Raw genomic sequence first — 12,304 nt, 5'->3', positions numbered from 1 at the left:
CGTCCCGAAAGCGATTCCCGTGGTCACCCCAAGGTCGGGGCGATGAGAGATCGGTACAAGGAACTCATGCTCCGCTCGTTCAAGGACTCGATGGACGTGGTCGACGCCTACAACGAGTGGACCGAGGAGGCGTTCGACCAGCCCTCGCCCGTCCCGCCCCAGGCGGTCCCGCAGGTCGCGATGGCGCTGTACCAGAGCCGGGTGATGGACGGCTGGGGCGGCGACGGCGGGTTCGACATCCCGGAGTTCGACGACCGGATGTTCGACTAGCGCGGGCGGGAACGCCCGGGACGGCGCACGTGACCCGGCCCGACGACCGGCCGACGCTCAGTCGTCGGCCGCCGCCGACTCGGCCGACGCGGTCCCGACGCGGCGGTCGAGGAAGTCGTCGAGCAGCCGAAGGCTGCGGGCCTTGTTGTCGATGTCCGTCGAGCCGTGCCCCTCCTCGCCGAGTTCCTCGTACTCGTAGTCCTCGCCCGCCTCGAACCCGGCTCGGTCCATCGCGTCCCGGAAGATGCGCGCCTGGGACACCGGCACCCGCGGGTCGTTCACGCCGTGGACGAGCAGCAGCGGCGCGTCCACGTTCGCCGCGTGGGTCGACGGCGACCGGTCCTCGTACAGGCCGGGGTTCTCGTCGGGGTGGCCGAGGTACTTCACCATCAGCTCCGACCGGAAGTGCGGCATCGTGTTCTCGTACATGTCCTCCAGGTCGCTGACGCCGACCCAGGCGACCCCGGCGGCGTACAGGTCCGGGAACTGGACCAGCTGCCAGTAGGCCGAGTAGCCGCCGTAGGAGCCGCCGTACACGACCACGCGGTCCTCGTCGAGCCAGTCGTGTTCGTCGAGCACGTGCTCGGCGGCGGCGGCGACGTCGCCCTGTTCGGCCCCGCCCCAGTCGTCGTACAGCTCCTCGACGAACTCGCGCCCGCGGCCCGTGGAGCCGCGGTAGTTCACCTGCAGCACGGAGAAGCCCCGAGAGAGGAGGAACTGCGTCCGGTAGCCGAACGACAGGGTGTCACGGCCGCGTGGTCCCCCGTGCGGGTTGACGACCAGCGGCGACGGCCGCTCGCCCGAGTCGTACAGTATCGCGCCGATCTCCAGTTCGTCGTACGGGTCGTGCTCGACCGCACGCTGGGAGGTCTCCGGGACGCCGTCAGACCGGAACGTGAGGTACTCGGCGTCGACGAAGTCGTCGGGGGAGAACGGACCGTACTCCGCCTCGATCACCGTCGTGTACTCGTCGGTCCCGGGGTCGTACGCCAGGAGTTCGGGCCGGCGGGTCGGCGTCGTGTGCATCAGGAGGACCCGGTCGTCGTCGAGGATCCACTCGCCGCCCGCGAAGCCGCGGCCGAACGTCGCGACGCCGTCGGGGACGTCGAACTCGTCGCCCTCGCCGGTCGCGACGTCGTAGACGACGGGGACGACGGAAGCGCCGCGGGTCCGCGTGACGACGACGCGCTCGCCGTCGGGCATGAAGAAGCCCGGCTCCTCCTCGTAGGCCCCGTCGCCGAGCCACGTCACCTCGTCCGCCTCGAGGTCGTAGACGCCGGCGCGGGTGCGGCCGGGCGTGTTGTCGGACACCAGCAGCGCGTCGCCGTCCGGGCGCCAGTCGGCCGGGATCGCTTCGGCCCCGGTCTCGCCGATCCCGAGGTTCCGGGGGTCCGAGCCGTCGGCGTCTCCGCCGGCCGCCGGCCGGCTCTCCGTGGCGCTTCGGCCCACGTTCGCGACGTACACGTCCACGTTGTCGTAGTCGTCAGACTCGTTCGTGGCGTAGGCGACCTGCTCGCAGTCCGGCGAGAGTGTGGCCGTCCAGACGGCGCGGTCGTAGTCGGTCAGCTTCGTCGTCTCGTCGGTCGGCAGGTCGTGCCGATAGACGTTCATCTGGCCGTCGCGGTTCGAGCCGAACAGGAGCGTCTCGCCGTCCTCGCCGACCGAGTGGAGCGAGACCTGCCCGTCCTGCCGGATCACCGGCTCCACCGCGCCGTCGCGGTCGATGACGAACACGTCGTTCTGCTCGTCGCCGTCATCGTCGAGGTGGAAGAACACCCGCTCGCCGTCGGCGCTCCACTCGATCCCGTGGATCACGTTCCGGGGGACCTCGCCGTCGCTCCACCGGACTAGCTCGCCCGTCTCCGGATCCAGCCGGTACAGTTCGTTCCGCCCGTCCACGTCGTAGTAGAGCGCGATCTCGTCCCCGTCCGGCGCGACCGTCGGGTGGGCCATCGTCGGGAGTTCCGCCAGTTCCTGGAGGGTGTCCGACATTTCGATCGAACCGTTCGACCGGGGGGACTTCAGTCCTCGCCGGAGCGTGGTACTGAAATCTCGGTTACACGTCGAGCGCCGGCGCCGCCGGCGCCCCGACCCGGGCTCACCCGATTCCCGCCCAGAACCGTTCGTATCCGTAGTAGGTTCCGGTCTTCACGACGTTGGCGGCGACGCCGATGTTCAGCGCGTCGACGAAGTTCCCCGTGACCAGCAGCGCTACGGCCACCGTCACGACCACCATCAGCACGCGGTAGCCGGCGGTCTTCACCAGCGACCGGCGACGGCTCAGTGGCGGGAGGCGCGAGCCGACCGACTCACGTAACGTCATAGGGTTACGTCAACCTGGTGTATCAAGAAGATTCGGGTACCCCCGCCGTCGACCCGTGCGCGCTCGCATGGAAACTCCTTAGGGCAATTCTTGCGCAACGGTTCCGTATGAAGGTCCACGTGGGCGCCGGGGCGACCGAGGAGGAGGCGGGCGCGATCGCGTCCGCGCTCGCGGAGCATCTCGGCGTCGACATCGAGGTGATCGCGGGCGAGCGCGAGGACGGGGAGCCCGCCGCCACCGCGGCGGCGCCGGAACCCGAGTACCCGCTGGCCGACGACCTGGGGATGACCGACCGCGAGGTCGCGCTCCGCGAGGAGATCGCGGACATCCTCCAGGGCGGCCCCGAGAAGTACAGGCAACGGCTCCCCGAGCAGGGGAAGCTGTTCGTCCGCGACCGACTCGACCTCTGGTTCGGCGACGGCGGGGCCGGTGGCACCGGCGACGCCGACCGCGAGGACGGCTCGAGCGGGCTGAAGTTCGAGGACGGGAAGTTCGCGCACTTCGACGCGTGGCACCCCGACTCGCCCGACGTGGAGGAGTACGACGAGTCCGACCGCGTCCCCGCCGACGGACTCATCACCGGCGCGGCCGAGTTCGAGGGGCGCGACCTCCACTTCATGGCGAACGACTTCACCGTGAAGGCCGGGTCGATGGCGAGCCGCGGCGTCGAGAAGTTCCTCCGGATGCAACAGCGCGCGCTGAAGAACGGGAAGCCGGTGCTCTACCTGATGGACTCCTCGGGGGGCCGCATCGACCAGCAGACGGGCTTTTTCGCCAACCGCGAGGGCATCGGCAAGTACTACTACAACCACTCGATGCTCTCCGGGCGCGTCCCACAGATCTGCGTGCTGTACGGGCCGTGCATCGCGGGCGCGGCCTACACCCCCGTCTTCGCGGACTTCACGGTCATGGTCGAGGGGATGTCCGCGATGGCGATCGCCTCCCCCCGGATGGTGAAGATGGTCACCGGCGAGGAGATCGACATGCAGGAGCTCGGCGGCCCCGAGGTCCACGCGAAGCACTCGGGCAGCGCCGACCTCGTCGCCCGCGACGAGGCGCACGCCCGCGAACTGGTCGCCCGGTTGATGAGCTACCTCCCGGACAAGGCCGGCGAGAAACCGCCCCGGAGCGAGTCGAAGCCGCCGAAGCGCTCGCCCGCCGGCATCGACGAACTCATCCCCGAGGCGCCGAACCGCCCCTACGACGTCCACGACCTGATCGAGCGCGTCGCGGACGCCGAGTCCACCTTCGAACTCAAACCCGAGTACGGGACCGAGATCGTCACCGCGTTCGTCCGGATCGACGGCCGGCCCGTCGGCGTCGTCGCCAACCAGCCGACCCAGCGCTCGGGCGCCATCTTCCCCGACGCCGCCGAGAAGGCCGCCGAGTTCATCTGGACGTGCGACGCCTACGAGATTCCGCTGCTGTACCTCTGTGACACGCCGGGGTTCATGGCCGGATCGGGGGTCGAGAAGGACGCCATCCTCGAGAAGGGGAAGAAGTTCATCTACGCGACCTCCTCGGCGACGGTCCCCAAACAGACCGTCGTCGTGCGGAAGGCGTACGGCGCCGGCATCTACGCGATGGGCGGTCCCGCCTACGAACCGGAGTCGGTCATCGGCCTCCCCTCGGGCGAGATCGGCATCATGGGCCCCGAGGCCGCAATCAACGCCGTCTACGCGAACAAACTGGACGACATCGAGGACGAGGAGGAACGGGAGCGGCGGGAGGCGGAACTCCGCGAGGAGTACCGCCGCGACATCGACGTCCACCGGATGGCCAGCGAGGTCGTCATCGACGAGATCGTCCCGCCCTCCGACCTCCGCGAGGAACTGGTCCAGCGGTTCGACTTCTACGCGGACGTCGAGAAGTCGGTGCCCGACAAGAAGCACGGCACGGTGCTGTAGGATCCTGGCCCCGTAGGTTCAAATACGGGGCCGGGACCAGCCCACCCATGCGCTGACCAGTCACCGCGGGACGACGAGCGGTCGTGCGGCAGTCCGTCCCGCGCGTAGCCGCCGCTGCCGCCTGTTCGCCCCAGAATTCGCACCGTTAGCCCCGGCACCCGGTCGGCGGCGCCGGACTCACCCCTCGAACGCACTCCTGAGCGCCCGGACCTCCTCGCGAACCGCCCGCCACTCCGCGAGGCTACCCGGAATCCCCCCCTCCTCGTCGCCCGTTCCGCCGGTCCGTTCGTCCACCACGGCGCGAACCGCCCCCGGGTCGTCGACCCGCCGGAAGGCGAACGAGGTCCCCGCCGTCTCCAGTTCGACAACCCCGTAGCCGAACAGCGACCCGGTCACGGACTGCCTGTACGCGGTGTTCTCCACCATCGCCAGCCTGGCCCGGGAGACGCGCCGACCGAGTACGCCGCGCTTGACGTACGCGGCGCGGTCGGTCACCGCGTAGCGGACGTTCACGAGCGAAACCAGCGCGACCGCCGGGATGGCGACGCCGAGCAGGATCGCCGCGACCGCCACCGGGAGCGGCAGCGCCATCCCGTCCGCGGGGACGACCCACCAGGCCACCCCCACGGTCGCGACGAGGAGGCCGACGAGCACGGCAGGACCGGCCGCGGAGAGCCGCGGCCGACCGCTCCAGACGACCGGTTCGTCGTCGGCGAGCGGCAGCGACCGGGGAACGTCGGCGTCGGTCATTCCTCGGAATCGGGGTAGTCGAACGTGTCCGCTGCCTCCGCGACCGCCGTGTCGGTCGCACCGTCGTCGGCCTCGACGGCGGCGCGGATCGCCCGGAGTTCCGCGAGGACGTCCGAGAGCACGTCCGACTTCGTCTCGCCGTCGCCGCGGCCGCGGGCACGGATGCGCTCGTTCACGAGTTCCTGCACCCGTTTCGGGTCGGGGACGTCGTCGAAGCTGAGTTCGACGCCCGCGCCGCCGGCCGTCGAGATCTCGACCGTGCCGTAGCCGAACCGGGTGCCGAGGAAGTCCTGCGTGTAGGAGGTGTCCTGCACCTTCTCGAAGCCGATGCGCTTCACGTCCCGCGAGAGGATCCCCCGTTTCTTGTACAGCGCGTCGGTGGTGAGCACGTACTCCGTGTTCTTCCGGCCGAGGTACGCCGAGACGACGATGGGGATGCCGACCAGTATCAGCGAGAGCGGGACGCCGACGACGAGCGCGGGGACGATGCTGAGCACGTGCGGGATGCCGCTCCAGACGACCTCCTCGTCGGGGTCGAGCGTGAGCCAGTCGAACTCGTCCGAGCGCGGGTCGGCGGTGGAGGGTGGCGACATACCCGGCGTGTTTCGACGGCGACTATAAAACCCCCGCGTCGATCACGCCGCGTGCTCGCGCTTCAGGCTCAGGACGGTTCGCTCGAACTCGCAGACGAGCGGGTCCTCCCCGTCGCCCACCTTGAACGCCTCGACGCGCATCGTGACGACCCCACGTTCCCCGTCGCTGGTCTCCCGCTTGTCGAGCACCGTCGAGCGAGCGTATATCGTGTCCCCGTGGAACACCGGATTCGGGTGCTGGACCCCGTCGTACGAGAGGTTGGCGACGATGGTGCCGTCGGTGGTGTCCGGGATGGACAGCCCGGTCGCGAGCGCCATCGTGTAGATGCCGTTGACGAGTCGCTCGCCGAACTCCGTGTCCGCCGCGAAGTCGGCGTCGAGGTGGAGCGGCTGCTGGTTCATCGTCACGTCGCAGAACGCCTGGTTGTCCCGCTCGCTCACCGTCCGGCGCTTTTCGTGGTCGATGGTCACGCCCACCTCGAACTCCTCGTAGTACTTCCCGGCCATGCGCGTGGGTCGACGGCGGGGGCAAAAATCCTGTGGGAAGGGGGACGGTGCGACTGATGCATGCCACGAATTCGGTCACGGCAGATCGGCAGGGAGTGGCGGAAGTCGTCGTTCGGTCCCGACTCGACGGCGCCACGATCGACGACCGAAATAGCATTCACTTGTATAGTTCCAGTTCGTGTAAGATCGAATATGTTTCGTAGCGCCGTTTCACTCGTCGTGTCCGGCGCCGAGTCGGTGGCACGTCGGTTCGTTCCTCCACGTAACGACCGTACTTCACCGACGCGGATCGGCGGGTCACCGACCCCGCGCTCCCGAGGCGCCTCGTTGGACCGTGCGAGACCCACGAACGTACTCGGCGGCGACAGGCGGTCGAGGCCGTATTCCGTGGTTCGTCGGAGGAGGGTGTCCGGACCGTCCCCGATCGCGGCTGCGGATCACCGACCCCGCGCTCCCGAGGCGCCTCGTTGGACCGTGCGAGACCCACGAACGTACTCGGCGGCGACAGGCGGTCGAGGCCGTATTCCGTGGTTCGTCGGAGGAGGGTGTCCGGACCGTCCCCGATCGCGGCTGCGGATCACGGCTCACTGACCAGTTCGGATCCGTGGTCTTCCGATGAGCCGTCGACCACGGTTCACGATCCGAACGTGACGCAAGGCCACGGTCGATCGGCGTCGAAGCATAATAAGAAATTACTGTGTCCTGAACTGGTTGTTCCGGGGCACGCAGGCGGCGTCGAGCCTTCGCCAGTGACGCCGGCACCGTTCGCCCCGGAGATCCGATCCGTGACCGGGAACACCCCTCCGGCACCGCTCGAAACCGATCGCTGTTCAAACAGACGGGTCGACGACCGGTCGGTCCCGAACTGACGCGACCGCCCGGGTCGCGATTACATCGCTAAAAGCGTCATGAAAATCGGACCGAAACGGATTGTATTCGGTATAGCCGAACGGAGCGAACGGGATAGCGCCGCCCGCATTCCGCCGTCGCCGGAGATGCACCCCGGCAGGGCGGCAAAATTCTAGGTTCCATCGGCCCCGACCCGACGCGCGTCCGTCGAAACGTCGTGCGGCGACGATGAACACAGTAGTCCGCCTCTTTGGAGGGGCCAACCGACCGGCGATCGTTCGGGGTAACGATACGCGGCGATTCCGGGCGGTAACAGTCGAGGAGACGATCGGTCCTTCGGGCGAGTAGACCCGTACTAAACGACGGTGACAGAGTTCTCCAGGACGCCGATGCCCTCGATCTCGATGCGGACCTCGTCACCCCTCCGAAGCGTGAAATCCTCGTCTGGAACGAGGGCTGTTCCGGTCAGCAGAACCGCCGTTTCGGGGACGACGTTGTGACGCGTGTAGTACGAGACGAGTTCCTCGCACGTTACGACCATCTCGGACGTTGACGTGGCCTCGTCGTACACGACCTCGCCGTCGCGTTCGATCGTCATCGCCATCCCGAGGTCGTGCGGATCGCCGACGGTGCCGGGAGGCGTTATACAGGGACCGATGGAGCAACAGCGCTCGTACACCTTCGCCTGCGGGAGGTACAGGGGATTGGTACCTTCGATGGAGCGGCTGCTGACGTCGTTCCCGATGGTGTACCCGACGATGTCGCCCCGATGGAGGACGATCCCGAGTTCGGGTTCGGGCACGTTCCAGGCGGAGTCCTCGCGGACGCCGACGGCGTCGCCTGGGCCGACGGTCCGGCTCCCGGTGGCCTTGAAGAACAACTCGGGACGCTCCCGCTCGTACACGTCGACGTAGACGTCGGGCATCCCGCTCTCGGCTTCCCTCGCTTTCTCGCTAATCCGGTAGGTTACGCCGGCGGCCCACACCTCCTCGGGCACCGCAGGCCGGCCGAGTCGCCCCGTCAGTTCCTCGGGTGCGACTTCTTCCGCTTCGTCGAGCAGTCCGCGCGCGACGCGCTCCACGGACTGATTCGTTATCCTCGCGGCCCGGACGAGGTCGAAGTACCCCTCGACGTCGGGGTTGGCGCTCGGCAGATCGAAGATATCGTCACCGTCGCGTGCGACCAGAACCCGCCGCTCGGGGCGCGCGAGGGCGTAATAGCGCATGCTCCGGATACCGAACAAATCTACATAATTGTTGCCCCGGAACCCGGCGGCGTCTTTCAGCGAGTCCGACCGTCGAAGGAGTTGCGTTCTCGGCCGCGGTGTGACTCCGTACGCGATCGTTGGCCCCCATGACGGCGACCCAGTCCGATCAGCCCGGAGTCACGCCGATACGTGCAGTCGGCGGACGACGATCGTGAGCGTCCTGACCACGTTCGGGGCGAATCCGTGCGGCGGTGTCGATGTATCGACCCCGATGACGGGGAGATCGTTCATCCTACACGAACGAACGTTTATTATCGTGGGTATGGTCACGCTCACGACATGGAACCGAACACCGCGAACACGATCGGGGCGCTCGGAACGTCGCTTCGAATCCTCGAGGCGCTGAAGGAGATAGGTGGCGCCGGAGTGACCGAGCTGGCGGGCGAACTCGGCCTCCCGAAGAGCACCGTCTACAGCCACCTCCGAACGCTACGCGAGCACGAGTACGTCATCAACCACGACGAGACGTACTGTATCGGGTTGAAGTTCCTCGACTTCGGCGAGCACACTCGCGACCGGATGGACATCTACGAGGTAGCCAAGCCCGAGGTGCAAGCGTTGGCCGAGGAGACGGGGGAGCTGGCGAACCTGCTCGTCGAGGAACACGGCGAGGGCGTCTACCTCTTCCGCGCGAAGGGCGATCGGGCGGTCAACCTCGACACCCACGCGGGGATGCGCGTGAACCTTCACTGCACGTCGCTCGGGAAGGCGATCCTCGCGTACCTCCCCGACGAACGCGTCGACGAGATACTCGACCGGTGGGGTCTCCCTGCGCGGACGGCAAACACGATCACCACGCGCGATGAACTCGAAGCCGAGCTAGCCACGATCCATGAGCGCGGGTACGCGAAGGACAACGGCGAACGGCTCGCCGGCCTCCGCTGCGTCGGGGCGCCCATCACCGACGCCGACGACCGCGCCATCGGCGCCGTGAGCGTCGCCGGTCCGACCAGTCGTATGAAGGGGGAGGCGTTCGAATCGGAGATCGCCGAACGCCTCCGGAGCGCCGCGAACGTCATCGAACTCAACCTGACGTACTCGTGATCGCTGGCGTCGTCGCCGACGACCCGACCGGGGCGACCGATACGGGCCACGAGTTAGCCGCACGCGGCCTCCGGACCCTCGCCTCCGCGTCCGGCACCGCGACGGGCGAGGCCCCGGGACCCGTGGACGTCCACGTCGTCGACGCTGACTCCCGGTACGTCGACCCGGAGGAGGCCACGACCGCGGTCGCTCGTGTGATCGACGGGCGCGACCACCCGTTCGTCTACAAGAAGACGGACTCGACGCTCGGGTGAGACCTCGTCGCGGAGGTTGACGCTGCGCTCGACGCGGTCGGGGCGGACGCCGTCACCTCCGACCTTCGAGCGGCAGCGCGCAGGCCGTACGATCGTGGTCGCCGACGCCTCACACGAGCGGTACCTCGACGCGCTGGCGACGGGGGCGGCGCGTTCGGACGGGTTGGTCCTCCACGTCGGAGGCGCCGGACTCGCACGGTACGTGGAGGCGCCGTCACCCGCCCCGGGCGGTTCCCCCCTCCGTCCCGACCTGGAGGCGGAGCGTCCTCTGCGTCGTCGAGAGCACGAACCCGGTCACGCTCGAGCAGGTCGGCGCGCTCCCCTCGGAGTGGGTGGTCCGCTTGACCTCAGCTCGGCGATCGACGACCCGGGGGCTGTGACGGCTTGCTCCGGGCGCATCAAAGACCGGGGCGTCGCCGCGCTCGTCTCGGCGCCGGACGACGACACGCCGACGCGAGCCTTCGAGGCAGGACGGCGTCACGGCCTCGACGGGTCGACTGTTCGGTCCCGTATCGCCGAGGCGATGGGCGGAACGGTGGCGCGACTATGGCGCGGTCACTCCGCGGGCCCGTTTCGGAGCGGTTTCGCATGAGGGTGGTCGGACGGGTGGCCCCTGGGGGCGTCAGAGGGGTCGGTCGCACCAGCGACGTCGTCCCCGCTAGATGGCGCTGTAGCCGCCGTCGACGTACAGCAGTTCGCCGGTGACGTAGTCGGCGTCCTCACACGCCAGATAGAGCGCCGCCCCCGCGACGTCCTCGGGGCGGCCCGCCCGGCCGGCCGGGATCGGCTTGATACCCTCCCCCCCGCTCCTTTCGGTCTCCTCGGCGTCGAGGAGGCCGAACTCCGTGGCGATCCGCCCCGGAGCGATCGCGTTGACCCGGACGTCGTGTTCGGCGAGTTCGACGGCGGCGCTCAGCGTGATCATCCGCACTGCGCCCTTCGTCGATTCGTAGGCGACCTGCCGGGGCTTGGCCCCCGTCGAACTGATGGAGGCCATGTTGAGGACGACCCCGCCCGCGCCGCGGTCTATCATGTCGTTCGCGGCTGCCTGACAGCCGAAGAACGTCCCCCTGACGTTGACGGCGTGGACGCGATCGAACGTCTCGGGGTCGACCGACCGGATCGACTCCTCGACGTGGACGCCCGCGTTGTTGACCATCACGTCGACGCCGCCGAACTCGCGGGCGGCTTCGACGGCCGCCTCGACCTGCTCGGGGTCGCTGACGTCCGTCGCGACGAACGCCGCGTCGCCGCCCCGTTCCCGGACGACCTCGCGGGTCGGCGTCGTCTCCCCCCGGTCCCGCGGCTCCTCGCGGACGTCGGCGACGACGACCGCCGCTCCGGAATCGGCGAACCTGGTGGCTATCTCGCGGCCGATGCCCGAACTCCCGCCAGTGACGAGCACCGTCTCGTCCTCGTAGTCGTAGCTTGCACGTCCCATGGCCCCCGGTGCAGCGGCGGGGATGATAGCTGTTAGGTCGTCGGGTGCGGTGGTGGACGCCCCACGAATTCCGGAGCGGCGGTTCCCGGCGGGCGACCGGAGCACCTCCATCTCGGCGATCTCGATGCTGGTCCCGCCCGGGACGGGAGAACGACGCTACCGGTGGGCTATCCGTTCGCCGGGTTCTCGTAGACGCCGCGGTCGCGCATGGCCGCGACGGCGTCGGCGATGCGCTCGCGGTCCGCCCCCGACGAGTCGACGATGGGGTTCCGCGGGTGGCCCGGGTTCCGGCCGAGCAGTTCGATGGCCGCCTTGACGCCGCCGGGGTAGTTGCCGTCGCGGTCCCACACCGCCGCCCGCGCGAGCGGGAGCGTGGCCTCGTGGATGGCGCGCGCCCGGTCGATTTCGCCGTTCCGGACGGCCTCCCAGAGGTCGACGCTCACGCGGGGGTAGACGGACGTGACGCCACCGATGGTCCCCTCCGCGCCGAGGACGTACGACGGGAAGAGCAGGTCGTCGAGCGCGGTCAGGACGGTCAACTCGTCGCCGACGGTGTTGAGCATGTGCGCGAGGCCGTGCATGTCGCCCCCGCTCTGTTTGATGCCGTACAGTTCGGGCACCTCGTCGGCGATCCGGGCGGCCAGGTCGGCCGTCACGTCCACTTTCTCGATGACGTCGTAGATGAGGATGGGCAGGCCGCCGGCGTCGCCGACGGCGGCGAAGTAGTCGACGAGGCCGTCGTCGGTCGGCCGCTCGTAGTGCGGCGGCGTCGCCATGACGGCGTCCGCGCCCACGTCGCGGGCACGTTCGGCCTTCGCGGCCGCTTCACGGGCGCTGGTGGCGATGACGCCCGCGACGACGGGTACCGACCCGTCCACCTCGTCGACGGCGACGCCGTACACTAGTTCGTGTTCGTCGACCGAGAGGGCGTTTCCCTCGCCGGTGCTGCCGGCGACGGAGACGCCGTTGACGCCCGAATCGAGGTGGTACCGAATCTCCTCCCGCAGCGCGTCGGCGTCGATCTCGCCCGCCTCGTCGAAGGGTGTTACGATCGGTGGAACGACTCCGTGGACGTCCGTCATCGTGAGCACCTCGTTGT

12 protein-coding genes are annotated in these 12,304 nt (G+C 68.8%); 4 read left to right on the top strand and 8 right to left on the bottom strand.

Annotated elements, in window-relative coordinates; translation table 11 throughout:
• Positions 1–42: 42 nt before the first annotated feature.
• Entirely contained in the window at positions 43–270 is a 228-nt protein-coding gene (locus HUG12_RS08705) for a hypothetical protein (protein ID WP_179268384.1), read from the top strand.
• Between the two features lie 57 nt (positions 271–327).
• On the opposite strand, the gene HUG12_RS08700 is transcribed toward HUG12_RS08705, so the two are convergent.
• Entirely contained in the window at positions 328–2,262 is a 1,935-nt protein-coding gene (locus HUG12_RS08700; RefSeq protein WP_179268383.1) for a S9 family peptidase, read from the bottom strand.
• 106 nt (positions 2,263–2,368) lie between these two features.
• On the bottom strand, positions 2,369–2,593 hold the full coding sequence (locus HUG12_RS08695; RefSeq protein ID WP_179268382.1) for a DUF2061 domain-containing protein: 225 nt from the start codon (positions 2,591–2,593) through the stop codon (positions 2,369–2,371).
• A gap of 107 nt (positions 2,594–2,700) precedes the next feature.
• Here HUG12_RS08695 and HUG12_RS08690 point away from each other — a divergent pair, with 107 nt between their 5' ends.
• Positions 2,701–4,500: an acyl-CoA carboxylase subunit beta gene (locus HUG12_RS08690; RefSeq protein ID WP_179268381.1), complete on the top strand. Its 1,800-nt coding sequence runs from the start codon at positions 2,701–2,703 to the stop codon at positions 4,498–4,500.
• A gap of 177 nt (positions 4,501–4,677) precedes the next feature.
• Here the strand turns inward: HUG12_RS08690 and HUG12_RS08685 are convergent, their stop codons facing one another.
• From HUG12_RS08685 to HUG12_RS08670, 4 genes are all read right to left on the bottom strand, one after another.
• The gene (locus HUG12_RS08685; RefSeq protein ID WP_179268380.1) at positions 4,678–5,250 is read right to left on the bottom strand and encodes a PH domain-containing protein; all 573 of its coding nucleotides are present in this window, start codon (positions 5,248–5,250) and stop codon (positions 4,678–4,680) included.
• Complete coding sequence (locus HUG12_RS08680) at positions 5,247–5,843, bottom strand: PH domain-containing protein (protein WP_179268379.1); 597 nt, start codon at positions 5,841–5,843, stop codon at positions 5,247–5,249. The genes HUG12_RS08685 and HUG12_RS08680 overlap by 4 nt, the downstream gene beginning before the upstream one ends.
• Before the next feature lie 42 nt (positions 5,844–5,885).
• Positions 5,886–6,350, bottom strand: coding sequence for a MaoC family dehydratase (locus HUG12_RS08675; protein ID WP_179268378.1), 465 nt, complete (start codon positions 6,348–6,350; stop codon positions 5,886–5,888).
• 1,204 nt (positions 6,351–7,554) lie between these two features.
• A complete protein-coding gene (locus HUG12_RS08670; protein ID WP_179268377.1) occupies positions 7,555–8,424 on the bottom strand; it encodes a fumarylacetoacetate hydrolase family protein in 870 nt (289 codons plus the stop codon).
• A 321-nt stretch (positions 8,425–8,745) separates the two neighbouring features.
• On the opposite strand from HUG12_RS08670, the gene HUG12_RS08665 reads away from it, so the two are divergent.
• Together HUG12_RS08665 and HUG12_RS21690 are read left to right on the top strand one after the other, a co-directional pair.
• Positions 8,746–9,510 carry an IclR family transcriptional regulator gene (locus tag HUG12_RS08665; RefSeq protein WP_179268376.1) on the top strand — a complete coding sequence of 255 codons (765 nt, stop codon included), beginning with the start codon at positions 8,746–8,748 and terminating at the stop codon, positions 9,508–9,510.
• Positions 9,507–9,764, top strand: a complete 258-nt coding sequence (locus tag HUG12_RS21690; protein WP_246308167.1) for a four-carbon acid sugar kinase family protein — start codon at positions 9,507–9,509, stop codon at positions 9,762–9,764. The genes HUG12_RS08665 and HUG12_RS21690 overlap by 4 nt, the downstream gene beginning before the upstream one ends.
• A 658-nt stretch (positions 9,765–10,422) precedes the next feature.
• Here the strand turns inward: HUG12_RS21690 and HUG12_RS08655 are convergent.
• Positions 10,423–11,205: an SDR family NAD(P)-dependent oxidoreductase gene (locus HUG12_RS08655; RefSeq protein WP_179268375.1), complete on the bottom strand. Its 783-nt coding sequence runs from the start codon at positions 11,203–11,205 to the stop codon at positions 10,423–10,425.
• 167 nt (positions 11,206–11,372) lie between these two features.
• The gene (locus HUG12_RS08650; RefSeq protein ID WP_179268374.1) at positions 11,373–12,287 is read right to left on the bottom strand and encodes a dihydrodipicolinate synthase family protein; all 915 of its coding nucleotides are present in this window, start codon (positions 12,285–12,287) and stop codon (positions 11,373–11,375) included.
• Positions 12,288–12,304: the final 17 nt, after the last annotated feature.

This window comes from Halorarum salinum (genome assembly GCF_013402875.1).
GTDB lineage: Archaea > Halobacteriota > Halobacteria > Halobacteriales > Haloferacaceae > Halorarum > Halorarum salinum.
The sequence above is the reverse complement of the archived record's forward strand: the minus strand, read 5'-3'. Positions and strand labels throughout refer to the sequence as shown.